Genomic DNA, 24,318 nt, shown 5'->3' on the forward strand with positions numbered 1-24,318 from the left:
TTCACTTCTGGTATTCGGAGCCAAAAGGCAAAGAGCCCGCCACGTCATCCGGTCGCATGGACTTCGGTCTCGATATTGGAACGGGGGCCCTCCGGTCGGCACGCGGTGGCCACTCTGAATTGGTGGTGACGACACAGCCGGCGGTCGTTCTCTCGGTTGATAGCGACACTGACATCGACGAATACGACGCCGACATCGACGATCACGGCGTCGAAACCGGAACCGACGACTCGACGCTACGGTTCGAGCACGACGGGACGACGTACCTCGTCGGCGACGCCGCAGCGTCGACAGCCCGAGCGCTCGAGACGGAACCGATGCCACTGTTCTCGAACGGCGTCCTCGAGGTTGCGGAGTACGCTGAACCGGCCCTCGAGATCCTGATCGACGCGGTAACTGCGGACGCTGAGGGCGACTCCCTCTGGTATACGACGCCCGGGACGCTCGTCGATGCCTCGGAGCCGACGGCCGCTCACCGGGACGTCGTCGCCACGGCGATCGACGACCTCGGGTTCGAGGGAACCCCGATCAGCAAGGGGTTTGCCGTCGTGTACGACCAGCTCGAGGAAGACAACTATACGGGTCTCGGGGTGTGTATCGAATCTCAGTCGACGAGTCTCGCGCTGTCGTACTACGGCGTTCCCGTGCTCGTTTGCTCGCTCGCGAAAGGAAGTGAGTGGATCGTCGAGCAGGCCGCCGCCCAGACGGGTCATTCCCCCGACCAGGTTGCATCGGTGCTCGATGATTTCGCGCTCGACCCGAGTGCAGCCGCTGGTGGCATCGAGAGCGCACTGGCTCAGGCACACGATTCCCTCGCGGCAGCTCTCGTGGCAGCCATCGAACGCCAGGCCGTTGAGGCCGACCTCAAGCAAGGGATCAGCGTGCCGGTAGCCGTCGCCGGCGACGAGGCCATCGAGGGGATCGAGTTTCTCCTCGGCGGTCGGTTCGATGCCGCAGAGCTTCCGTTTTCCATCCGCGGAGTCCGTCTCGCTTCGGATCCTGCCGAGAGTCCAGTTCGTGGCGCACTCGCCGCGGCGAAAGACGATGTCGACGCGTACGAATCCGTTACGTGGAGTGACGTCGAGTCGGCGACCGACGCCCCCTCGAACGGTTCGGGTGGATCCACCGTCGTTCAGTCGTCGGCTCGAACCACCACCGCAGGTCAGGACGGCTCTGGTGGAACGGACGGCGACACAGGTGCGGCGTTCGAGTTCGACGAGACCGAAGCGAATGGCAGCGGTGGCCGAACCGACGACGCGATCACACAGTTGTTCGACCGTCTCGGGTCGCGAGACGAACGGGTCGACGCGTTACGGACGGAACTCGAGACGCTGTCCGACGACGTGGATGCCGTGGCCGAAGAGGTCGCCACCGTCGCCGATGCGAGCGCACCGATCGAGGACGTCGATGCACTCGCGGCGACCGTCGAATCGATTACCGACGACCTCACAGACCTTGGAGACGACCTGACCACCGTCACCGATACCCTCGAGACGCACGCCGATCGGATCGAGACGCGTGCGGCCGCCGAGACAGTCGCGGCTCTCGAGGAGTCACGTGACACCCTGCAAGCATCGGTCTCGGCACTCGAGTCGACCCTCGAGACGCTTTCGGAACGTGTCGACGACAATAGCGTCGATATCGAGTCCGTCGAGGAGTCGCTCACGGAGACGGCTAGCGACGTCGAGACCCTCAAAGCAGATCGGGATGCTCTCGAGGGGAGTATCGACGCCCTCGAGGCCGATCTCGGTGACCTCGATACGACGGTCTCGAGGATTGACGAGACTGTTACCGGTATCGACACGACTGTCGACGAAATCGACGACGACGTCCGTGCCCTCGAAGCCACCGCGGCAACCGAGGCAGCGCTCGAGACAGCGCTCGGGGCAGTCAACGAGGATGTCGAGGAGGTGTCGACGGATGTCGATGCGGTCACCTCGGAAGTCGAAGTGGTCACATCGAATGTCGAAGCCGTAACGACGGCAGTGGACGACGTCACAGCGACCGTTGACGACGTTTCAGGTACGCTCGAGGTGACGAGCGAGGAATTCGACGAGCGTATGACGAACATTTCGGCCCGGCTCGAGGAACAACGAACCGATCTCGAGACGCGACTTGCCGACGTCGAAACCCATCTCGATGATCGTGAGGAGGCGATAACGGATCGGGTTGACACCGTGGAGACCGACCTCGAGACGGTTCGATCCGAACTGCAAGCGACCATCCACGACCTGGATGCACTCGAGGAGACCGTTGTCGAGGTTTCGACACTCGAGGAGGCCGTCGACGGCGTTTCAGCACAACTGCAACGCTCACGGGAGGAACGCGAAACCGCGATTTCCACGCTCGAGGCGGATGTCACGGCCATCGAGGAGCACCAGGACTCGATCACCGACCGACTGGACGAACAGGGTACGACCCAGAAAGAACAGGGTGAGCGCCTCGAGGTGACCGCCGCAGCCCTCGAGAAACGAGGGGATGTTCTCGAGGAACAGGGCGAAACCCTCGACGTGCACGGCGAAACCCTCGACGAACAGGGCCAGACGCTCGAGGAACTGGAAGAAACGCTCGACGATCAGGGCGAGACGACAACAGCACTCGAAACAACCCTCGCCGAACAATTCGAATCGACCGAGACGCTACGAACGACGATCGAGGCGGTGCAATCCGATCTCGAGTCGATCCGAGCCGACCTCGAACAGGTGTCCGACGTCGACGAGTCCGAGACGGTTCAAACCGATCTGTTTTCGGTACGAGAGACGGTCGACCAGGCGTCTGGCACCGACGAACCCGCACCGAATCCTGACGAGTACGCGACCCGCACAGCACTCGACGCCCTCGAAACGACCGTACTGGAACTCGAGTCGACCCTCGAGACGGTCGAATCCGACCTGGCAACCCTCGAGACGCCCAACGACGACCCATCGGAAGACGCCGTGCTCGAGGCGACGATAACTGAGGAACTCGCCACGGTGGAGCGACGACTCGAGGAGACACGGGACGAACTCCAGTCGGTTCGGGATGAAACCAAAACGGCAGTGACAACGATCGAAACGAAGGTAACAGACGCGACCGACGACCTCGAGCACATCGACGAACTGGCGACGAACGCGGTCGACAGAACGGACACGCTCGAAGCCGAGGTCGAGTCGCTGACTGAAACGGTCGATTCGCTCGAGCACGAGCCAGCGCTATCCGCTGACGAACAGGCGCTGACGGCTGTCGAATCAACACTCGACGAACTCGACGCGGAGACGGCTACTCTCGAAACGAAACTCGCCGAACTCGAGGACGACGTAACCCAGCTCGACGTCGAGGGAACCGGCGACACCGACACGTCACTCGAGTCGGTTCGCGAGACGCTCTCGACACTCGAGTCCCGAGTGCAGTCGCTGGAACACGCCGAGAGCGGAACCACAGACGAATCCGAATCGGCAACGACGACACCAGCAGAGGGGGATCACTCGAGTTCCTTCGTCCCCGTTGCAGCGATCGGTGGTGGAAGCGCCGGGGTCGTCGCCGGCGCGACCGTTGTGTTGACGGAGGCGACCGTCACGGGTTCGATCGCGATCGCACTTGGTGTCGTTCTGCTCGTACTGGGCTTCGTCACGGCCGAGTGAGGGCGTTTCGAAACGTAAACGGATCGCCATCTCCACCTCGTTCGACGTTCGTGTCTCCGAAACCGTGGCACGATACGATGCTGAGGCGAAAGCTTATCCCCTTCATGACCATTGTTCCCGCTAACCATGCCAGACGAGTCATCAGAGCGTGAATCCGGGGATGACACCGAATCGGCACTCGAGGCGCGGCTAGCTGCGGGCGAAACGTACGAGCCGCCGGCATCGTTCGTCGAACAGGCGAACGTGAGCGACCCCGGCATCTACGACGATTTCGAGGAGAACTGGCCCGATTGCTGGGAGCAGGCGGCCGACCTGGTGAGCTGGTTCGACGAGTACGACACGGTGCTCGAGGACGAGGACGCGCCGTTCTATCGGTGGTTCACCGGTGGGACGCTCAACGCCTCGTACAACTGCCTCGACCGCCACGTCGAAGACGGCGCGAAAAACCGTGCGGCGATCAAGTGGGAGGGCGAACTCGGCGAGACGCGCACTTACACCTACGGCGACCTGTTGAACGAGGTCGAAGCGTTCGCCGCCGCCCTCCAGGAGCTTGGCGTCGAGGAAGACGACGTCGTCACGCTGTACATGCCGATGATTCCCGAGTTGCCAATTGCGATGCTCGCGTGTGCGCGCATCGGGGCGCCCCACTCGGTCGTCTTCGCCGGTTTCTCCGCGGACGCGCTCGCGACGCGGATGAACGCGGCCGAGAGCGAGTACCTCGTCACCTGCGACGGCTACTACCGCCGCGGTGATCCGCTGAACCACAAGGAAAAAGCCGACAAGGGGCTTCGCGGGGTCGACCACGACGTCGAAACGGTCGTCGTCGATCGACTCGGTGATGAACTCGAACACTTCCTCGGCGCAAACGCACACGACTACGACGAACTGGTGAGCGACCACGCGGGCGCCTCCGTCGAGCCGGTCGAGCGAGACGCCGAGGACATGCTGTTCCTGATGTACACCTCGGGGACGACGGGCCAGCCCAAAGGGGTCAAACACACCACGGGTGGCTACCTCTCGTATGCGGCGTGGACGTCTCACGCCGTCCTGGACGTGAAACCCGAGGACACCTACTGGTGTGCGGCCGACATCGGCTGGATCACCGGCCACTCCTACATCGTCTACGGGCCGCTCACGCTGGGCACGACGACGATGATGTACGAGGGAACCCCCGACTACCCCGACAAAGACCGACTGTGGGAACTTATCGAGACGAACACGGTCGACATCTTCTACACCGCGCCAACGGCGATTCGCGCGTTCATGAAGTGGGGCACCGGCTACCCTGACGCCCACGACCTCTCGAGTCTCCGCCTGCTCGGAACCGTGGGCGAACCGATCAACCCCAGAGCGTGGACGTGGTACTACGAACACATCGGCGGTGAGTCCTGCCCGGTCGTCGACACCTGGTGGCAGACCGAAACCGGCGGGATGATGATCACCACCCTGCCAGGGATCGGCGAGATGAAACCCGGATCGGCCGGCCCGCCCCTTCCGGGTATCGACGCGAAGATCGTCGACGCCGCTGGCGAGGAGGTCGGTGCGGGGAACGCTGGCTACCTCACGGTGCAGAACCCGTGGCCGGGGATGTTGCGCACGCTGTACAACAACGACGACCGCTTCCTGAACGAGTACTGGCAGGAGTACTCCGATCCGGACGCCGACGAGTGGGTCTACTTCCCCGAGGACGGCGCGAAGATCGACGAGGACGGCTCCATCACCGTGCTCGGGCGGGTCGACGACGTGATCAACGTCTCGGGCCACCGACTGGGAACGATGGAGATCGAGTCCGCCATCGTCGGTGTTGAGGGCGTCGCCGAGGCCGCCGTCGTCGGCGGTGACCACGAGGTGAAAGGCCAGGCCGTCTACGCCTACGTCATCCTCGAGGACGGCCAGGAGGCAACGGACGGAATGCACGACCGCATCGTCGAGGGCGTCGAGGACAGCATCGGGCCGATCGCCCGCCCCGAGGAGGTGCTGTTCACGCCCGAACTGCCGAAAACGCGCTCGGGCAAGATCATGCGTCGCTTGCTCGAGGACATCGCCTCGGGCGAGGAGTTGGGTGACACCTCCACCCTGCGAAATCCGGAGATCGTCGAAGAGATTGCCGATCAAGTCGGCGAGAACTAATAGGGAACGTTGTACGTCCTACCGATCGTCCGCCACAAAGTAGACGATCGGCGGTACATCGTCACAACATCCCCTATGAGGATTTGGTTCTTCGATCGGATGGCCGTCCGACGCATCGACTCTCGACGACCCTGGTGTTCGTAGTAAACAGGTTTATTATTTATCCGCTATAATATCCTGCTGGTATGGCAGACGAAGCTGAACTCCGCGAGCAGTTTACCGAGGCGTTCGAAGGCGCAGACTACCCCATCTCGAGTCCGATGGATCTCGTTCCAGCCCTGCCGAACGGGCCGGGGACGAAATTCGAGTCGGGGGACTTCTCGATGACGGCGATGGAACTGAACACGAAGCTGTCCGGTGGTGAGTTCCCGTACGAGAGCGTCGACGCGTTCGTCGACGACGTCATCGACGAGCTAAAAGACCAGGATCATATCTGAACACCCGGCGAGACGACGGTTCTCGTCTCGGATTGTGAACCGTTTTCGGTGCCGTTTCTCGGAGTACACGTCAGCCCCCGTGTGACCGATGGGTATCACGCTGATCGCCGCCGACAATCGGTTGGGTCACATCGTTCGCCGCACAGGTTTTCGGATGTTGCAACGAAGCGTCGTCTGCGCCACAACAGACGCCGCTCACAGTGCGAGAGTACGATTCCGACTGTGCGATCGAGACGCCACAGCAGTCGAGACCGTGGTCTCGGGGTGACGAGTGTCTGTGTCCGAGGGTGAGTGTGTGGACTCGCTATCGCTGCAGATGGAAGCGAACGATATCGTCGTTCCCACAGGCAGGACAGTCCGTCGTCGGCGAATCGACGTCAGTTCCACACTGTCGACACTCGTAGATCGTGGCTGTTCCGTGATCACGAAACAGCAGTGACTTAACGGTCTTAATCATCCCATCCCCACCACTTCGGTTGTAACCAACGACCATAAGTCCTGTTGACTGTTCACATAGACAGAGATAGTCGTTCTCGTCTGTTGTCGGCCGGATACTGGGCCGACTCGACGGGGGCTCGATCGAGGCGGGAAGGCGCCGTACACCCGGCTGTGTCACGGTGCTACAGGGGTACGGGTGAAGCGGCCTAGTGACTTATTTATTTGTAGATGCCATAACTAGTGGACACATACAGGCGGAGACACGCCCGACAGCCTGTTCGAACGGAGGGTGAACGGAAGTGGGACGCTGTTGGAGTATACATCCACGTTCACGCCCCGGCTTGATATCGCTGGTAACTGGGTCTTCACCGATCGTAGCTGCCGACTACGCTATCGTCGACTGTACCACTCAACTACACCGTCGTCGACCATAGCCACCGACTGCGCCATCGTCGATCGTACCTGCTGACTACGCCAACACCGATTACAATGTCATCGCCCCCTGGACGCGAGAAACCGCTCGTACTCGTTATGCAGCCCGCTCGAGCGACGGCATCGATCGAGCAACTCACCGAACACCTCACCGAGTACCAAGTTCGAGTCGCGAGTGCTAGGGTCGAAACCCGTCGGATTCTCGGCGACTACGAGGACGTCGTGGCGCTCTGTCACTCGAGTGAGCCCTCGTGGGTTCGATCCTGCCTCAAGACGCTCGCAGGGGAGTTCCCGGACAGACGGATTCCGACCATCGTCGTGCCACCGAGTGGGAGTGGAAGTGAGCGGTTGGCAACCATCACGGTGCGAGCGGGCGGCGACGACTACGTCTCACCGACGGCTCTCGAGGAGTTACCAGAACGGATAGACTCGTTATGGGCAGGAGTTGGCCAGACCGAACCGAGAGAGACAAAACCGGCCACAGACACCTTGGTCGATCTCCTGTCGACGACGTTCCCGGACGAAGTGTTCGTCCTCGGGGCAGATGGTACGTACCTGGATACGGAAGTGCGTCCGGATTCCGCCGATCTGTACACCGTCAGGCCCGACGAATTCGTCGGTCGGACGTTGTGGGATGCGTTTTCCGACCGGGAAGCCGATCGATTTCACGACCACATACAGCACGTTCTCGAGAGCAGAGAGATTGCACACGTGGAGTACGACGTCGAGACGACCGAAGGCACCCGTCAGTATCTGGGTCGCGTCGTCCCCATCGGTTCCTCGACATACGATCAGGAGGCCGTGTTGTGGCTCGCACGGGATACAACCGAACTCGAGAGCCGGGAAGCGGCACTCCAGCAACGACGAGAGCAACTCGAGTTGCTCAACCGGGTTAATGCGGTCGTCAGGCGGGTAATCAAGACCCTCGTGGAAGCGCCCACCCAGTCGGCAGTCGAGGAGGAAGCCTGCGAGCTACTCGTGGCCTCCGATCTGTACTGTGGGTCGTGGATTTCCCGCCCCACCGGCGATGGCAGTGTCGTGTACCAGACCGGCTGTGGTGACGTGTCGTCATACCTCGAAGCGATCAAAGCGATCGATTACGACGCCGACGACGACCGGCCGATTATCCATGCACTCCAGGAGAATACCATCCACTCGAGCACCGAGTTGCAGTCGATGCCGGAGATGCCGCCCGACCTCGCGGAAGCTGCTCGCGAACACGATATCAAATCAGCGATCGCGGTGCCGCTGTCACACGGCGATAGCGTCTACGGCGTGTTGACGGTGCTGGCTCGTCGGGAGGACGCATTCGGCTCCCGAGAAGAGGAGGCGTTTCGATTGCTCGGGGAAACGATCGGATTCGCGATCAATGCGATCAAGAACCGACGGCTGTTGTTCGCCGACGCCGTGACGGTACTCGAGTTCCGCATCGAGGGAGGGAACTCCTTTTCGTTCGATCTCTCGACGAAGTACGACTGTCAGTGTGCCCTCGAGTGGTCGGGGACGACGGCGAACGGACGCACCTACCAGTACGTCACGATCGATGGCGTCGACGGTCAGACGGTGTACGAGGAGGCGACAGCGCACGAGACCGTCGAGGAATGTCGGCTCGTCCACGACGGCGAGAACGAGGCAACGATCGAGATCCGACTCGCGGAATCCGCGGTTCGAACGCTCAAAGGGTACGGTGCAACGATTCGTGACGTCACCGTCGATGACGGCGTCGGACACATCACGGTCGAATTCTCACGCGAAACTGACACACGGGCGATCGTCGAAGCGCTACAGCGCGTCTACGAGGAGGCCGAACTCGTCGCGAAACGGGAGGTCGACCGACCAGTGACGACGGCGAGCGAACGGCGCAACCGGATCGCAGATCGATTGACCGAACGACAGCTCACCGCCCTTCGGTTGGCGTACTACGGCGGATATTTCGACTGGCCACGCGGCAGTACCGGTGAAGACATCGCCGAATCGATGGGCATCTCGCCACCCACGATGCACCAGCACCTGCGGCGTGGGCTCGAGGAGATTCTGGGGGACTTCTTCGAGGTCGGGCCAGAACCAACGTCCACGAAGTGAGCGCGGTCGATCGATAGCAGCACGTTACGAGGGGAGCCACTCGGAGAGTGAAGTGTCTACGCTGCCGTTCTCGATGGCCGTGGCAACTGCATCGAGTTCCGCATCGAGCACGCGGTCGTCCTCGAGCGGTGGAACGCGTTCTCGTACGCAATCGTAGAGCGACCCGGTGCCGCCACCGAGGCCGAGATGGTGTGGCTGGTCGCCGTCGGCGCTAGTCGACGATTCCTCATCCACGCCCAGTTCCTCGTCGAAGGCGTCCTCGACGTACTCGGCCGCCTGAGTCGCACAGATGGCTTCTGTCGCGACGATTCGGCGAACGTTCTCGAGAGTACGCCTGGCGTTGAGTGCCGCCTGGGCACTCATACTGACGTGGTCTTCCTGGCCGCCGCTCACGGGCGTGTTGTCGCTCGAGGCGGCCCCGATCGATCGACACTCGTTGAGGAGGGCAGCGGCCGTATACTGCGCGATCATGTACCCGGACTGCAATCCACTTTCGGGGGCGAGAAACGGTGGCAAGTGTGGTTCCTGCAGGTTCGGATTCAGTATTCGATCGACCCGGCGCTCGGAAATCGCCCCCAGGTCGATGAGCGCGAGGCGCGCGTACTCGAGGCGGAGGGCCAACGGTTGCCCGTGGAAGTTGCCGCCGGAGATGACGGCGGCGCTGTCGGTACCCGAGGCCCGATCGTCGACGCTGTCGGCGGGGAAGACGAGCGGGTTGTCGGTCGCGCTGTTTAGCTCGATTTCGACGCCCGCACGGAGGTGTGAGAGGGCGTCGCGAACCGCACCGTGAACCTGTGGGAGACACCGAAGCGAGTAGGCGTCCTGGACGCGGTCACAGTTCCGATGGGCGTCGACGATTTCGCTCTCGCTCGTCAGCGCTCGAACGGTCGCCGCACTCTCCTGTTGCCCGGAGTGAGGGCGAACGTCGTGGATCGCGGTATCCGAGGTGGCCGTCGTCCCGAGCGTGACCTCGGTCGTCAACGCGCCAGCAGCGTCCGCAGCGTCGATCACGCGTTCGCCGTCGACGACGAGCAGCGATGCCAGCCCGACCGTCAGCTGGGTGCCGTTGATGAGGGCGAGGCCCTCCTTCGGAGCCAGCGAGAGCGGCTCGAGACCGACCGCCTCGAGGGCGACGTCGCCGGAGACGCGAACCCGTTCGTCGCCCGCACCGTGTACCGCCTCGCCCTCACCGATGAGCACCAGCGACATGTGCGCGAGGGGAGCGAGGTCGCCGCTGGCACCGAGACTGCCGCGGGATCGAACGACGGGGGTGACCCCCTCGTTGAGCATGGTGAGCAGATTGTCGATCACGACCTCACGAACCCCTGAATAGCCCTTGACGAGGGCGTTGATGCGTGAAACCATCATGGCCCGGGTCTCCTCCGTGGTGAGTTCCCGGCCCGCCCCGGCCGCGTGACTGCGAAGCAGGTTCGTCTGCAGGCGCTGGATCTGGTCGGCCGGAATTCGCTCGTCGACGAGTTCGCCGAACCCGGTGTTCAGCCCGTAGACGGGTTCGCCGCTGTCGACGACGTCTCGAACGCGCTCGCGAGAGGCCCGAACTCGTTCTCGCGCGTCGTCGGTGACAGCGACGGGAGTGCCCGCTCGAGCGACGGCGACGACGTCCTCGGGCCTGAGCGTTTCGCCGTCGAGTTCGATCGGGTTTGTTCGCTTGACGTCCTCTGCGGTCATTGGATTTCACCACCGCTTACCGGCGTGTAACGGTGTCGATCCAGCGCTTGTGGATGGACCATGCACGATCGCACAACTCGGGTACCTCTCCGGGAACTACGGGTGATCGTATGCCAGATGCAGCAATCGTCGTCCTCGCTGGAACCGACGCCCCAAGTGACCTCGGCCGCGTCGTCAACGCCTTGCAGACGACGAAAGAGTTCGCCGATAATGGGGACAACGTCGAACTGATCTTCGACGGTGCCGGAACGCAGTGGATCCCCACCCTCGCCGACGAGGATCACGACTACCACGCCCTCTACGCCGCCGTCGAGGAACACGCGCAGGCGTGTGACTACTGCGCCGACGTCTACGGTGTCGAGGAGGAGATCGAAGAGGAAGGCGTGGATCAGGCGGCGTCCTTCGAAGGCCACCCGAGCATCCGGTCGCTCGTCGTTGAGGGTTACGAAATTATCACCTACTGACGGACGCTTGGTCGAATTTCCGCGATTCGAAGCCGGCATCGTCGCGACAGTCATCTCGACTGACCCTCCGCCATCGAATCGACGCGGCCGTCCCGGGCAACGATCCGTCCGTCTTTGACCACCGTCTCGATTGCCGTCGTGTCGAATCGATAGGCCAGGTGAGCGTATCGCGGTGCGTCGAGCACCAGGAAGTCGGCGGGTGAACCGGGATCGAGCGCGCCCGTTCCGTCGGCTTTCCCGATCGCCGCCGCCGCGTTGGTCGTCGATCCCAGCAGCGCCTCCGCAGGGGTCATCCCCATCTCGACGCACGCCAGCGTCTGGACGAACTCCATACTCCGCGAGTGACAGTTCGGATTGAAGTCCGTCGCGAGTGCGACGGGGACGCCGGCCTCCAGCATCATCCGTGCGTCGGCGTACTCCTCGCCGAGTCCGAACGCGGTTCCCGGGAGCAGGACGGGAACGGTGCCGGATTCCTTCATCGCCTCGACGTCGTCGTCGGTCGCGTACAGGAGGTGATCGGCGCTCGCCGCGCCGACCTCGGCCCCGAGTTTCGTCCCGCCCAGGTGTGAGAGTTCCTCGGCGTGCACCTTGGGCGTCAGACCGTGGTCGAGGCCGGCCTCGAGCACCCGTCTGGACTGCTCGACCGAGAACGCGCCCTCCTCACAGAAAACGTCACAGAACTCGGCGAATCCCTGATCGGCGACGGCCGGAAGCTGTTCGTCGACGATTGCGTCGACGTAGTCGTCCGCGTCGGCCCCCTCGGGTACGGCGTGGGCACCCAGGAAGGTCGCCACGAGGTCGACCGGATGGCGCTCGTTCGCAATTTCGATCGCCTCGAGCATCCGCAGTTCGGTCTCGGTATCGAGTCCGTAGCCGGATTTGACCTCGACTGTCGTCGAGCCGTGGGCGAGCATGACGTCGAGGTGAGACAGCAGGTTTGCCACCAGCCGATCGGTGGACGCTTCCCGCGTCGACCGGACCGTTCTGAGGATTCCGCCACCCTGGGCGAGCAACTCCTGGTAGGTCGCCCCCTCGAGTTTGGCCTCGAACTCGTCAGATCGGTCGCCGGCGAAGACCGCGTGGGTGTGTGGGTCGACGAACCCCGGGACGACCGCCCGTCCGTCGGCGTCGATAGCCGTCTCGGCGTTTTCGGGCGGGTGTTTTCGCGTAATCTCGTCGCTCGGGCCGACCTCGCGTACCTCACCGTCGACGGAGACGAGCGCCCCGTCCTCGAGTACTGAAAGCGTGGAGTCGCCACCGTTCTCGTCGACCTCGGGGCCGACGACCAGTTCGCTCGAGTTGTAGACGACCGTTTTCTCGCTATCGTCGTGACTCATCGCGACCACCCCGCGAGGACGTGTGCGATTGCCCTCGCGGCAGCGTCGCTCGTCCGTCCGTCGATGTCCAGCGGTGGTGCACACTCGACGACCTCGAAGCCGACGACCCGTTCGTCGGCCGCGACGCGCCGCAGCATCGCGTACAGTTCCGTCGTCGTGACGCCGCCCGGGGTCGGTGCGCTCACGCCTGGTACCGCCGACGCATCGAGCACGTCGATATCCAGGCTGACGAATATCTGGTCGACGCCGGCCATCGCCTCGAGTGCGCGCTCGACACTCGCCTCGACGTTCTGGCGAACGGCTTCGGCCGTCACAATCGTGCCGCCCTGCTCGTGGATGTACTCGGCGTAGGTGCTCGATGTTTCGAAGTGGCGGGCCCCGGCGACGGCGAACGCGTCCAGCCCGCGTTCGTGGAGCTGGTAGTATGGGGTGCCACTCGAGGGACCGTCGATCGGTTGCCGGCAGTCGAGGTGGGCGTCGAAGCTGACGACGCCGACCGTACCGTCCTCGAGTAGCGGTGAGACGTTGGGGACGGTCAGCGAATTATCCCCGCCGAGGAAGATGGGGCGTGCGCCAGCGTCGTACACCGCCGTCGTCGACTCCTCGAGGTCGGATTGCACGGTCGAAACGTCGCCCTCGGGTACCTCGAGGTCGCCGAGGTCACCGAACGTCGACTCATGAACCCTCGCAGGATTTTCCGCGCTCGTCGAACCGGCGGCAGCCGATCCGACCGGCCCGGCGTCGAAGTGATGGGTTTTCACGCCCGCCAACGCCGTCCGGATTTCTCGAGGCCCATCGCGAGCACCGCGGCGACCGATGACCGCCCCGTCGTAGGGCTCGCCGACGAACACGGCCAGGTGATCGGCTGCGTCCTCGAGCGTCGTCGCCGACACCACGTCGCCAAACGTCTCGTCGTTCGGGTCGCTCGAGGGGCTCTTCCAGCCGGGTGGCGAGGCGAACCGGCTCACTGTCCATCACGCTCCATCGGAATCGTGACGTTCGATTCGCGGGCGGTCTCGAGGGCTTCCTCGTAGCCGGCGTCTGCGTGGCGAATCACGCCCATCCCGGGGTCGGTGGTGAAGACTCGGCGAGCCTTCTCGGCGGCCAGGTCGGTTCCGTCGAGGACGACGTGGTTGTTTGCGTGCAACGAGTTTCCGATCCCGACGCCGCCGCCGTCGTGAACGCTGACGATGTCCGCCCCCGCGGCGGTGTTGAGCAGGGCGTTCAGGATCGGCCAATCGGCGACGGCGTCCGTCCCGTCGCGCATCGCTTCGGTCTCGCGGTTCGGACTGGCGACCGAGCCGGCGTCGAGGTGGTCTCGTGTAACGACAATCGGTGCCGAAATCTCGCCGGCTGCCACGAGTTCGTTGATCCGCAGGGCGAAGCGAGCGCGTTCGGTCAGCCCGTCCTCGTCTCGTTCGAACCCGAGCCAGCAGACCCGAGCAGGGAGCCCCTGAAATGCGACCTGTTCCTGTGCGAGGTCGATCCAGCGTGCGAGATGTTCCTTTTCGGGGAACAGTTCGCGAACGGCGTCGTCGGTACGGTGAATGTCGGCCGGATCGCCCGAGAGGGCCGCCCAGCGGAAGGGCCCTTTGCCCGCACAGAACAGCGGTCGGATATACGCCGGCACGAAACCGGGGAAGTCGAACGCGCTCTCGTGGCCGCGGTGTTCGACGACCTGGCCGCGAATGTTGTTGCCGTATTCGAACGCGATGGCCCCGGCGTCCTGCATCGCCAGAATCCCGTCGACGTGGCGTTCCATCGTGTCGAGGCTCTCATCGACGTAGGTCTCGGGGTCGCGTTCCCGAAGGTCGTCGGCCTCCGCGACGGTGTACCCCGATGGGTAGTACCCCTCGAGTTCGTCGTGGGCGCTCGTCTGGTCGGTGATCACGTCCGGGACGAACCCCATCTCTTGCATCGACTCGAGCATGTCGGCGGCGTTCACGTGGACGCCGACGCTGTAGGCCTCGCCCGCTTGGGCTGCCGCTTCGGCGCGTTCGATCGCGGTCTCGAGATCGGAGACCTTCTCCTGGCAATAGCCGGTCTCGAGCCGGCGATCGATGCGGGTTTCGTCGACTTCGGCGGCGATACAGACGCCGTGGTTCATCGTGACGGCGAGCGGTTGAGCACCGCCCATCCCGCCGAGGCCGCCGGTGACGACGATTTTTCCCTCGAGGCCCTTCGCGTCGGGGAAGTGCTGACGGCCGAGTTCGGCCAGCGTCTCGTAGGTGCCCTGGATGATCCCCTGGGTGCCGATGTAGGCCCACGATCCGGCGGTCATCTGGCCGTACATGATCTTCCCCTGGGCCTCGAGTTCGTGGAAGTGTTCCCACGAATCCCAGCGCCCGACGAGATTCGAGTTCGCGATCAAGACGCGGGGTGCGCGCTCGTGTGTGGTGAACGTCCCGACGGGTTTCCCGCTCTGAACGAGCAGCGTTTCCTCGTCGCCCAGTTCGCGAAGCTGGGTACAGATCGCGTCGTAGGCGTCCCACGACCGGGCCGCGCGTCCGGTTCCGCCGTAGACCACCAGCGATTCGGGCTCCTCGGCGACCTCGGGGTCGAGGTTGTTGTTCAACATTCTGAACGCCGCCTCCTGTCGCCAGCCCTGACACTCGAGGTCGATCCCGGTCGGTGCGCCTCGGTAGGACTGCCACTGCTCGCTTGGGTCGCCGACACCGTCCCAGTCGGCTACCGATTCGTCCCGGCATTCTTCGGTTTCGGAGAGATCTGACATACACACGCATTCGTGACGTACCGGCAAGTGTTTCCAGCAGCCGTGTGGTGGGTATTATATATACCCGGGCCGATTAGCTGGCCGTGCACGAAGCGACGTTTCGACTTTCGGGGTCGACATCGTACGACGCCATCACCGACGAGTTCGAGGCATACATCTCGCTGTGGTGTAACGATCACAGCGACCTGTTGCTCGTCGAATGCGCACCGGATCGCCTCGAAGCCGCGCTCGAGCGAATCGATTCGTTCGCCGGGGTCGAAGACGCCATCGTCGACGGCGAGACGGCCGTCGTCGTCACCGGAAGCTGCGTGAAAGCCCACGATACGTCCGCCGTCGACGCCGATCTGGACGAGACTGGCTGTCTGCTGTTGCCGCCGATTCGGTACCACGACGGCAACCGTTCCATCCGGGTTCTCGCCCTCGAGAGCGAACAGCTTACCCGATTCTACCACGCGCTGCTCGATGATTTCGAGGTAATCGTCGAGTCGAAACGTGATCTCTCGCTCGCACGGTTCGACCGCGACCGAACGCCCGACGGAATTCGCGAACCGTTTCCAACCCTCTCGCGTCGCCAGCGCCAGGTGTTTTCGACTGCCTACGAACTGGGTTACTACGAGGTACCTCGAGGGACGTCGATGGAGTCAGTCGCCTCGGTCGTCGGAATCGATCGGCGCACGGCAGACGAACACCGTCGACAGGCCGAACGGAAGCTACTGGGGGCGATTGCGGGCCAATATCTCGGGTAGGGCGGCGGTGGCACGAGCGTACCACTGCACTTCGAAGAGCATGGAGTGAGTGACCGCCACCGTCACTCACAGAGACTGGTCTCCCAGCCGGACTCTCACCCCCGGGTGACGTTTAAATGAGCACTATATTCACCCGAGCGTGGATGTTCGGGCGGTACAGATCCATGGTAGACGCGAATGAGCGAACTCGATTCGGGTGGGTTTGGAACGGTGTACGCGGGATCGAACGGTCGCTTTTACACCAGCTGGGAGGTACTGGTGAAACTCCGGCGACGCACCTGGCGGGCGTGTCTCCGTCACGACGACGGGAGGCGACTGGTGGGCGTCGGGGATCAACTGTTGTTATTGACGCCAATCACCGTCGCAGAACTGCCCGACTGGATCGAAATTCGCGTCCACACCGGACGGCTACAGACACACACCCCAAAGACGCGGGCCATCGATACCCGAAGACGGACTACTTCCAGGACGGCGGCTTCACCCGTTTCAGGACGGTAAACGACTAAATGGGTGTGTATATGAAGGCATTCCCTCTCGAGACCACCGTCCTAACGGTGGGGATGTGAAGCGACGGGCGTTCATCGCTGGTGTCGGTTCGGTCGGGACACTCGGTGGGATCAGGTACGCTACTCGCGACCCCGTCACCGAACTCGAGGTAGGGTTCTGGATGAGCGAGGGGGCAGCACAGTACGACACCGTCGTCGACCGCGTCACCGAGTATCTCGAGCTCGCGCTGGGGCTCGACTTCTGGACGGTGACGATCACCTACGGTGGGACGATTCCGGTCGAGTCAGAAGATGGAGTCAGACCGGTACGGCGAGGCCGTTGGCCGGCGCAAGTTGCGATGGGTGCGATGGGCCCCGGGTCGCTCGAGTCGGCGGTCGACGCTAACGTGCTCGTCACGGACGGTCAGATGCGGCAGGCACCGACTGGGATCGCGATTCCCCACGTGGCCTCAGTCGGAGGGGCCCGTTACATCGACCAACTCGACCCACCGTCCGAAACGCCGGATCCCGACGCGTACTCGCTCCCGTCACTGTCGATCCAGGTGTTGATTCACGAGATCGGGCACACGCTTGGGTTGCGACACGGCCACGGAACGGTGTATCAAACCGACGAGGGAACCGTCGCGACACCGATGGTGAGCGCCTACGCCTGGGATTCATCCTTCGAGACGACGGAATCGCTGTGCGGCGATTCGTACGAAACCCAGCCTGTGTCGCCTCGACTCCTCACCTATCAGTTTTCCTCGTGTGCCCGAGAGCGTCTCGCCGAGTACAGCGGCGGCGTTCGTCCCTGACCTGCAGCTCACTCGAGCCGATCCGTGGCCACGTCGACCAGCCACTGCAGTAACCGACACACAGCCTGGGGAGATTCAAGCCGGAACGACGCGTCCGTTTCGGCCGACGCGCCAACGCGGACGCCACAGCCACTCGAGTCGAGGCGACGAAATACCGTTTCGTCGGTCGTATCGTCACCCAGATAGAGGACGAACGGGTCAACCGCCTGGGTCGACTCGAGCAACGACACCGCATCCCCTTTCGTCCAGGAGATGTTCGGGCCGATTTCGAAGATCGACTTCCCTTCCGAGATGACGAGGGCATCACCGCCGATCCGGTCGACGACGGTTTCGACCTCGTGTCTGATAGCTGGGCGTTTCCAATCGGCAACGTGTCGAACGTGGACGGTGCCCGTCAAGCGTTTGTTCTCGACCGTACACCCCAATATGGGGGCTAGCCGAGACTCGAGCGCACGGCAACATCGCGTGACGAGCGAGGCCCGCCGCTGCGCGATAGGGTGGATTGCCAGCGAGCCGTCACGCTCGAGTTCGAGCCCGTGATTGCCGGCGTAGGCGTCCGCCCCGTCGATTCGGTCGGCGACGTCCGAGAGGGCGCGCCCGCTGACGATGGCCGTCGTTACGCCGTCGATCGACGCGAGGGATGCAACCCCACGTCTGGCGGCTGGGAGCGGACTCGCTGCAACCGGGTCGTCGACGATTGGCGCGAGGGTGCCGTCGAAGTCGAAACAGGCCAACAGTTCGTCGTGCTGATTGAGACCCGCCCGAATTTGCGATCGGAGGTCGCGGGGTATACGCTGGGTCGATGCCCGCCGCCGTTTCGAACGTTGGAGATCGCTCGAGACTACCGGTCGCTCGGCAAACGAGAATTGCTGACGTACCATGGTGTTCAGGCGGATCGAAACGGCCCGTTCGGTTGCTTGACGCTCGAGTTCCCACGATGGCTGGCCGTGATGTGAGATAACTGCTCGTCCATCCACCACTCGAGGTCGTGGTTCGTCACGTACGCGCGGAGGGCAGCCATGCGGGTGCGCTGCTCGCTTTCCGGCGTCGATAACGCGTCGACGATCGTTTTGGCGAACTCCTCGGTGTCCGTGGGGTCGAACGTGAACGACGGATAGCCGAGGACGTCTGCGGCCCCGGTCTCCGAACTCAACACGAGTGCCCCGCGATCGTTGACTGAGGCGGCGACGTACTCCTGAGCGACGAGGTTCATCCCGTCCTGAAGCGAACTGACGATCTGGAGATCCGCCTCACGATAGCACGTCGCGAGCGTGTCGTGATCCAGATAGTCCTCGGTGTACACGATTGGCTGCCACCCGTCGGTGGCGAACCGGTCGTTGATGCGCTCGACCGCGGATCGTACCTCCTCGCCGAGGCACTGATACGCCGGGATGCTCGTCCGACTCGGCGTCGCCTTCTGGACGAACGTAAAGGATTCCTGCCACGAGGGATACGCCTCGAACAGTCGCTCGAGGGCTGCCAACCGTTCCGGGATCCCCTTCGTGTAATCGAGTCGCTCGATACCGAACCCGATCTTGCAGCCACTCGGGATGTCGTACCGCTCGCGGAACGACGCCCATCGGTCGTCTTCTCCTTCGCTCTCACCTCCGACATCACCCGCCTGTGCCCGCCGTTCGAGACTGCTGACGTCGACACCCATCGGCGTGGCCGTAATCTGGGTTCTCGAGCCCTCGAAGCTGACGGTGCGCGCACGGTGGTCGACCGAGGCGTCCGGGACAAACTCCTCGACACAGGCCAGGAATTTCGTGCCGTAGCGTTCGACGTGAAAGCCGAGGACGTCCGTCCCGAGCAAGCCGATGAGCAGTTCCCGTCCGTTCGGACAGTCCGCAAATTCCGACGGACTGGGCCAGGGAATGTGCCAGAAGTGAGCGATCGTCGAACCCGCTGGAAGGCTCGATCGAATCATCCCTGCAACGAGCCCGAGGTGGTAGTCTTGGAGCCAGATCACCGAGTCCTCGTTCGCTTCTTCGAGGATCGCATCCGCGAACTGACGGTTGACGCGCTGATACCACTCGAGATCGGCCGGTCTGAACTCGACCCGATCAGACAGCTCGTGACAGAGCGGCCAGAGCACGCGATTGCTGTAGCCCAGGTAATACCCCTCTTCGGCGGCACTCGAGAGCCACACGCGACGAAGGGTGTACTGCTGCTCGCCGTCCGGTGGAACGGACACGCGATCGTCTTCGTCGACGACGGCTCGGTCGGCGCTGCCGTCACCCCAGGCGATCCACGTTCCGCCGGCAGTCTGCATGACCGGGTCGAGGCCGGCGGTAAGTCCGCCGGTCGGTTCGTCGACGGAGATCCGGTCGTCGTTCGGCGCGACGGGAGCGTCGTCAGCGACCGGCTCGCCGCCATCGCTTCGATCGACGTCGTCCGCCCACTCGTGACGATACGGCTGACGGTTCGAGACGACGATCACCGACTCGGGAACGTCGAGTGAGGTTCCGCCATCGGTCATTACACTTCGATGTAATCGGTTATCACCTGTTCCCTGTCGTGATGAGTCCCGTTGGCTCGCCCGCCGGTTTGTGCGATCTGTGCCCGTGAAATCCGCGTCCCGCTGTCGATGCTGCGCTGTCGCTGACCAGTCCGTAGTACGCATCTAATCCAGACATCACCACACCGACGTGTTCGTACGCGGCCTGCGCACTCAAGGCATTGATATAGCCTCCCGTTTGCGGGGAAAATCATCCATATTATCTCCCGACATACACTTTTTCCGCGGTTTCGGGTAACGTTCATTAGGGTTCTCCGAAACCATCTGGCATGGATACACCATTCGCCGATCGCGTGAATCGGTGCCAGGGACGCCTCGCCGATTACGGGGCTGACGTCGCCGTGATCGCTCCCGGCCCGAATCTCACCTACCTCGCCGGACTGACGGAGTCACCGTCGGAACGTCACTTCCTGTACGTCATCCCGCGGACGGGCGCGGCCACGATACTCGCGCCCGCGATGTATCGGGCCGAACTCGAGGAAGCGCCGATCGACCGCGTCCGCCTCTGGGACGACGGCGACGAGCCCGTCGCGATGCTTCAGACGGTTCTCGAAGACGTCGAACAGACCCTGTCCAACCCCGATCCCCTCAACATCCTGCTCGACGACCGCATGTGGACGACGTTCTCCCAGGACGTACGAGCCGTCCGTCCCGATGCGGAGTACGGCCTCGCGAGCAGCGTCCTTGGCCCGCTCAGGCTCCGAAAAGACGCCTTCGAGCGCGATACCCTCCGCACCGCTGGCTCTCTCGCCGATCGCGTCTCGATGACTCTTCGAGACCGTAGCGATGAGGTCGTCGACCTGACCGAACGTGAACTCGCGGAAGAGATCAATCGCCTCCTCGAGCGCGAGGGCGGGGCGGGCCCGGCGTTCGACACGATCGTGGCTGCGGGGCCAAACGGCGCTCGTCCCCACCACCGACCGGACGAGACGGTCATCGAAGCGGGTGATCCGGTCGTGCTCGATTTCGGTGCGTACGTCGACGGCGGCCTCGAGTCCGGTGCAGCGCCGTACCCGGGCGACCAGACGCGAACGATCGTCTTCGATGGCGAACCGCCAGCGGGTTACGAGGAGATACACGAGACGGTACGTCGCGCCCAGCGGGCCGCAGTCGACCACGTCGAACCCGAGGTGACGGCCGAATCGGTCGACGCCGTCGCCCGGGACGTCATCGAGGACGCCGGCTACGGGGACGAGTTCGTTCACCGAACCGGCCACGGTGTCGGCCTCGAGGTGCACGAACCACCGTACATCGTCGAGGGGAACGACCAGATCCTGGAACCTGGCATGGTTTTCAGCGTCGAACCGGGGATCTACCTCGAGGGTGAGTACGGAGTTCGCCTCGAGGATCTCGTGCTCGTGACCGAGGACGGCTCTGAACGGTTGAACTCGTCGCCGATGCGCTGGGAGGCCTGATAGGGGGCGAAGACGATGTACCCCGCCGGTCGGCCGTGGCGGGGTCGTTACTCGGCAGTGCGTGACGAAACGACGCCGCTGAAGCGACACGAGGATTGCTTCATTTCCCCGCTAAAATATATTTTAGCTTTCACTTATCCGCCGATGGAGCCTGTGTTGAGTCGATGCACCCCAATCGACAGGAACAACGTCCAATCGAGAGTGGGCTCGAGTTCGGAACGGAATTCGCTCGAGGAACCCCCACGACCATAGATCAGCATCGCACCGACAACCCGGAACCCGTCGTCTCGACCGGAACGACGATCGTCGGCGTGGCAGGCGACGAAAGTGTCGTTCTCGCCGGTGACACGCGTGCCAGTCTCGGCGGCCGATTCGTCACCAATCAGGACGCCCGGAAAGTCGAACGAATCGGGGAACGTGCCGCGGTCGGCTTCACCGGCAGCGTCAGTTCGGCACAGGCACTCCTCAGACAGCTTCGGGCCGAATCACGTCTGTACGAACACCGTCACAATCGCTCCCCATCCACCTCGACGCTGTCGTCGATGGCGGGATCGCTCCTCCGGAGCGGTCGCTTCCCGATGCTCGAGCTCGTCCTCGTCGGGATGGACGACCAGCCAGCGGTGTACAGCGTCGGCCGTGGTGGCTCGATCCTCGACTCGCCGTTCGCCGCCGCTGGCAGCGGGATGCAGGTCGCCTATGGGGCACTCGAGGATGCCTTCCGCGACGACCTCTCGATGGCCGAAACGCGCTCGATCGTCGCCAGTGCCGTCGCCGCCGCGACCGAACGGGACACCGCGAGCGGCGACGGGATGACCGTCGTGACGATTCAGGGTGGCGACGAGATATCCCTCGAGGAGTCGGGATACGACTCGATCGAATCGGCGCTCGAGACGTGTTCGCACGATAGCGGCCCCGCGAACCACCGCTCTGAATCGGAGGGTAAGCGATGAACGGAAACGCCAGGCAGCAGGCCTACGACCGCGGCCACACCATCTTCTCGCCCGACGGGCGACTGTACCAGGTCGAGTACGCCAGGCAGGCGGTCGAACGCGGTGCGCCGAGCGTCGGCATCCGCACGGACGACGGCATCGTTCTGGCCGCCCGGAAACGGATTCGATCGCCACTGCTCGAGGCCGATTCCATCGACAAGATTCACGCCGTCGACGACCACCTCGCTATCGCGTCGGCGGGCCACGCCGCCGACGCACACCGACTCGTCGATGAGGCTCGCCTCGCGAGTCAGCGCCATCGGCTCAGCTACGACGAACCAATCCCATTCGAGGCGCTCGCGGACGCGGTCGCCCGACACGTACAGGAACACACCCACGCCGGTGGATCGAGACCGTACGGTGCGGCGCTCCTCGTCGGCGGGATAGACGCAGCGCCACCGACCATCTCGTCCGAGGGGCCGACGCCTCGATTGTACGAAGTCGACCCGAGCGGGACCCGATACGGCTGGCACGGGGTCGCCATCGGCGACGGCTCGACGGGATGTCGGGAGATTCTCGAGTCGTCCCTCCCGGAATCGACGTCGACAGGTGAAGACGAACTGCCGCTGTCAATCGACGACGTGATCGGTGTCGCGTTCGACGCGCTCGAGGCCGCCAGCGACGAGGCGATTACCGTGGATACGGCCGAATGTTCACTACTCCGAACTGACGGTGAACGGCCAGAACACCTCTCGAGCGAACGCCTCGCTGGGTACCTCGCCTGAATCGATCGACCCTGCGTACGTGTGATCAGTCCCGGTCGATCGCTCCCGATTCGTCGGAAGCGCTTCGCTGGGTTTCGACGACCTGACTGGTGCCGTCGACGTACAGCGCCAGCACGTCACCTGCTCGTTCGGTTACGACGCGAACGCAGATCGGCTCCTTCGAGAGAACCGTTTCGGCCCACTCGGGCCCGACGTTCCACAGGGGCCGGTTGCGGATGTCGATCCCGTGATCGTGGTAAAACGAGATGACGCTCGGATGCTCGAGGATGGAGAGCGTGACGGGGCATCGGAGTTCGTGTTGGCACTGATTGCAGGTGTGAACCACCTGTGGCGGCGTCTGGCTGTGCTCGCCCGCGGTCTCGCCCCCAGTTGAACCGGCTCCCGATTCCGTCGAGAGAGTCGATACCCGACTCGCGACGTCGCCGCCACACTCCGGACAGACGCCGTCACTCATCGTCGCGAGCCGATATCGATGATGTCGGTCGAAGGCTGCGGGAAGGTCGTCGCCGTGGCTCTCGAGCCCGGACGGTGGAAACTGCAGTCGGAGAACCTGCCGGTCACAGTCTGGGCAGGTGATCGTCACGACGTTGTCCACGGTCTGTGCCTCGAGCGTCGGTAGTTCGTGTTCGTGTTCTCGTTCGTCTTCGGGTTCGAATGCGGATCCCGATTCGGCAGATACGGATGAAGATGTGGACGCAGATGATCGATCACGGGTACAGAACGGGCACGGGTCGTCGAGTTCGATCGGCGGACTGTCGATTCGCCTGGTGTACGCCCCCGTCTGGATTGCCCGGGCGATTTTCAGTCCGGCGTAGGTAAACTCGTAGCCCGGTTCTCGGCGGCCGTCATCATCGCCGTCCGAATCGTCGGTAGCGTCGACCTTCCGGAGAAACGGGCCAACGAGTTTCTCGAGATGGTAAGCGAACCCGGCCGAGGTGTCGGCCGAGCTGGCCGCGAAGAGGTCGGCGAACGTCTGCCTCGAGAGGCCGTCGTCCTCGAGCGCGTGCAACTGGTTCTCGAGGATTTCCGCTCGGATCTCGTGTCCGACGGCCTGGAATGCGCTCGAGGAGTCAATGATCTCCGTCCGCTCGAGGGAAACGTCGCTCGAGTCGCCACCGGTGCGCTCGTCGCTCGAGTCGCCACTCGTGCTCCTGTCGCGATTGGTACCCGCCCGCGATCGTTCACCAGTGGCTGACGTAGCGAACTGGCCGTCGCCGTCCGCGTCGGACTGGGTCACACGCGAGCTACTCCAGCCTGCCACA

The 24,318-nt window shown here is 63.4% G+C and carries 18 protein-coding genes; 11 read left to right on the plus strand and 7 right to left on the minus strand.

The annotated features are described in order from the left end of the window. Positions 1-56: 56 nt before the first annotated feature. The 4 genes from NGM68_RS17590 (at position 57) to NGM68_RS17605 (ending at position 9,139) form a co-directional block, all read left to right on the plus strand. Positions 57-3,620, plus strand: coding sequence for a disk-shape morphogenesis protein volactin (locus tag NGM68_RS17590; RefSeq protein ID WP_252699518.1), 3,564 nt, complete (start codon positions 57-59; stop codon positions 3,618-3,620). A gap of 126 nt (positions 3,621-3,746) precedes the next feature. Then, on the plus strand, positions 3,747-5,750 hold the full coding sequence (gene acs / locus NGM68_RS17595) for an acetate--CoA ligase (RefSeq protein WP_252699519.1): 2,004 nt from the start codon (positions 3,747-3,749) through the stop codon (positions 5,748-5,750). 185 nt (positions 5,751-5,935) lie between these two features. After that, entirely contained in the window at positions 5,936-6,187 is a 252-nt protein-coding gene (locus NGM68_RS17600; RefSeq protein ID WP_252699520.1) for an MTH865 family protein, read from the plus strand. Between the two features lie 927 nt (positions 6,188-7,114). Then, positions 7,115-9,139 (plus strand): bacterio-opsin activator domain-containing protein, encoded by a 2,025-nt coding sequence (locus tag NGM68_RS17605; protein WP_252699521.1) that lies wholly within the window; start codon positions 7,115-7,117, stop codon positions 9,137-9,139. 24 nt (positions 9,140-9,163) lie between these two features. Here the strand turns inward: NGM68_RS17605 and hutH are convergent, their stop codons facing one another. Beyond that, positions 9,164-10,828, minus strand: a complete 1,665-nt coding sequence (gene hutH, locus NGM68_RS17610) for a histidine ammonia-lyase (RefSeq protein ID WP_252699522.1) — start codon at positions 10,826-10,828, stop codon at positions 9,164-9,166. A gap of 110 nt (positions 10,829-10,938) precedes the next feature. On the opposite strand from hutH, the gene NGM68_RS17615 reads away from it, so the two are divergent. Further along, positions 10,939-11,292: a hypothetical protein gene (locus NGM68_RS17615; protein WP_252699523.1), complete on the plus strand. Its 354-nt coding sequence runs from the start codon at positions 10,939-10,941 to the stop codon at positions 11,290-11,292. Between the two features lie 50 nt (positions 11,293-11,342). On the opposite strand, the gene hutI is transcribed toward NGM68_RS17615, so the two are convergent. Genes hutI through hutU form a run of 3 tightly spaced genes read right to left on the minus strand, consistent with a single transcriptional unit; the run spans position 11,343 to position 15,363 of the window. After that, on the minus strand, positions 11,343-12,629 hold the full coding sequence (gene hutI, locus NGM68_RS17620) for an imidazolonepropionase (protein WP_252699524.1): 1,287 nt from the start codon (positions 12,627-12,629) through the stop codon (positions 11,343-11,345). Continuing rightward, positions 12,626-13,597: a formimidoylglutamase gene (gene hutG / locus NGM68_RS17625; RefSeq protein WP_252699525.1), complete on the minus strand. Its 972-nt coding sequence runs from the start codon at positions 13,595-13,597 to the stop codon at positions 12,626-12,628. The genes hutI and hutG overlap by 4 nt, the downstream gene beginning before the upstream one ends. After that, positions 13,594-15,363, minus strand: a complete 1,770-nt coding sequence (gene hutU, locus NGM68_RS17630) for a urocanate hydratase (protein ID WP_252699526.1) — start codon at positions 15,361-15,363, stop codon at positions 13,594-13,596. The genes hutG and hutU overlap by 4 nt, the downstream gene beginning before the upstream one ends. An 83-nt stretch (positions 15,364-15,446) precedes the next feature. Between hutU and NGM68_RS17635 the strand changes: the two genes are divergently transcribed. The 3 genes from NGM68_RS17635 (at position 15,447) to NGM68_RS17645 (ending at position 17,409) form a co-directional block, all read left to right on the plus strand. Further along, the gene (locus NGM68_RS17635) at positions 15,447-16,109 is read left to right on the plus strand and encodes a helix-turn-helix domain-containing protein (protein ID WP_252699527.1); all 663 of its coding nucleotides are present in this window, start codon (positions 15,447-15,449) and stop codon (positions 16,107-16,109) included. 177 nt (positions 16,110-16,286) lie between these two features. Next, complete coding sequence (locus NGM68_RS17640) at positions 16,287-16,607, plus strand: hypothetical protein (protein WP_252699528.1); 321 nt, start codon at positions 16,287-16,289, stop codon at positions 16,605-16,607. A gap of 64 nt (positions 16,608-16,671) precedes the next feature. Continuing rightward, positions 16,672-17,409 carry a zinc metalloprotease gene (locus tag NGM68_RS17645; protein ID WP_252699529.1) on the plus strand — a complete coding sequence of 246 codons (738 nt, stop codon included), beginning with the start codon at positions 16,672-16,674 and terminating at the stop codon, positions 17,407-17,409. 8 nt (positions 17,410-17,417) lie between these two features. On the opposite strand, the gene otsB is transcribed toward NGM68_RS17645, so the two are convergent. Further along, the gene (gene otsB / locus NGM68_RS17650; protein WP_252699530.1) at positions 17,418-18,290 is read right to left on the minus strand and encodes a trehalose-phosphatase; all 873 of its coding nucleotides are present in this window, start codon (positions 18,288-18,290) and stop codon (positions 17,418-17,420) included. Between the two features lie 5 nt (positions 18,291-18,295). Then, positions 18,296-19,888, minus strand: coding sequence for an alpha,alpha-trehalose-phosphate synthase (UDP-forming) (locus NGM68_RS17655; RefSeq protein ID WP_252699531.1), 1,593 nt, complete (start codon positions 19,886-19,888; stop codon positions 18,296-18,298). A 308-nt stretch (positions 19,889-20,196) separates the two neighbouring features. Between NGM68_RS17655 and NGM68_RS17660 the strand changes: the two genes are divergently transcribed. The 3 genes from NGM68_RS17660 (at position 20,197) to NGM68_RS17670 (ending at position 23,056) form a co-directional block, all read left to right on the plus strand. Further along, entirely contained in the window at positions 20,197-21,342 is a 1,146-nt protein-coding gene (locus NGM68_RS17660; protein ID WP_252699532.1) for an aminopeptidase P family protein, read from the plus strand. 164 nt (positions 21,343-21,506) lie between these two features. Continuing rightward, on the plus strand, positions 21,507-22,292 hold the full coding sequence (locus NGM68_RS17665) for an Ntn hydrolase family protein (RefSeq protein WP_252699533.1): 786 nt from the start codon (positions 21,507-21,509) through the stop codon (positions 22,290-22,292). After that, positions 22,289-23,056: an archaeal proteasome endopeptidase complex subunit alpha gene (locus NGM68_RS17670; protein ID WP_252699534.1), complete on the plus strand. Its 768-nt coding sequence runs from the start codon at positions 22,289-22,291 to the stop codon at positions 23,054-23,056. Before NGM68_RS17665 ends, NGM68_RS17670 begins: the two co-directional genes overlap by 4 nt. A gap of 25 nt (positions 23,057-23,081) precedes the next feature. Here the strand turns inward: NGM68_RS17670 and NGM68_RS17675 are convergent, their stop codons facing one another. Next, positions 23,082-24,293: a DUF7351 domain-containing protein gene (locus NGM68_RS17675; RefSeq protein WP_252699535.1), complete on the minus strand. Its 1,212-nt coding sequence runs from the start codon at positions 24,291-24,293 to the stop codon at positions 23,082-23,084. Positions 24,294-24,318 lie beyond the last annotated feature (25 nt).

The sequence above is a fragment of the Natronosalvus vescus genome (assembly GCF_023973145.1).
GTDB classification, from domain to species: Archaea; Halobacteriota; Halobacteria; order Halobacteriales; family Natrialbaceae; genus Natronosalvus; species Natronosalvus vescus.

Bases quoted from the DNA above. Each gene is read 5' to 3' on its own strand.
- NGM68_RS17590 (WP_252699518.1), top strand. From the start codon at position 57: ATGGACTTCGGTCTCGATATTGGAACGGGGGCCCTCCGGTCGGCACGC.
- acs (WP_252699519.1), top strand. From the start codon at position 3,747: ATGCCAGACGAGTCATCAGAGCGTGAATCCGGGGATGACACCGAATCG.
- NGM68_RS17600 (WP_252699520.1), top strand. From the start codon at position 5,936: ATGGCAGACGAAGCTGAACTCCGCGAGCAGTTTACCGAGGCGTTCGAA.
- NGM68_RS17605 (WP_252699521.1), top strand. From the start codon at position 7,115: ATGTCATCGCCCCCTGGACGCGAGAAACCGCTCGTACTCGTTATGCAG.
- hutH (WP_252699522.1), bottom strand. From the start codon at position 10,828: ATGACCGCAGAGGACGTCAAGCGAACAAACCCGATCGAACTCGACGGC.
- NGM68_RS17615 (WP_252699523.1), top strand. From the start codon at position 10,939: ATGCCAGATGCAGCAATCGTCGTCCTCGCTGGAACCGACGCCCCAAGT.
- hutI (WP_252699524.1), bottom strand. From the start codon at position 12,629: ATGAGTCACGACGATAGCGAGAAAACGGTCGTCTACAACTCGAGCGAA.
- hutU (WP_252699526.1), bottom strand. From the start codon at position 15,363: ATGTCAGATCTCTCCGAAACCGAAGAATGCCGGGACGAATCGGTAGCC.
- NGM68_RS17640 (WP_252699528.1), top strand. From the start codon at position 16,287: ATGAGCGAACTCGATTCGGGTGGGTTTGGAACGGTGTACGCGGGATCG.
- otsB (WP_252699530.1), bottom strand. From the start codon at position 18,290: ATGGTACGTCAGCAATTCTCGTTTGCCGAGCGACCGGTAGTCTCGAGC.
- NGM68_RS17655 (WP_252699531.1), bottom strand. From the start codon at position 19,888: ATGACCGATGGCGGAACCTCACTCGACGTTCCCGAGTCGGTGATCGTC.
- NGM68_RS17660 (WP_252699532.1), top strand. From the start codon at position 20,197: ATGGATACACCATTCGCCGATCGCGTGAATCGGTGCCAGGGACGCCTC.
- NGM68_RS17665 (WP_252699533.1), top strand. From the start codon at position 21,507: ATGCACCCCAATCGACAGGAACAACGTCCAATCGAGAGTGGGCTCGAG.
- NGM68_RS17670 (WP_252699534.1), top strand. From the start codon at position 22,289: ATGAACGGAAACGCCAGGCAGCAGGCCTACGACCGCGGCCACACCATC.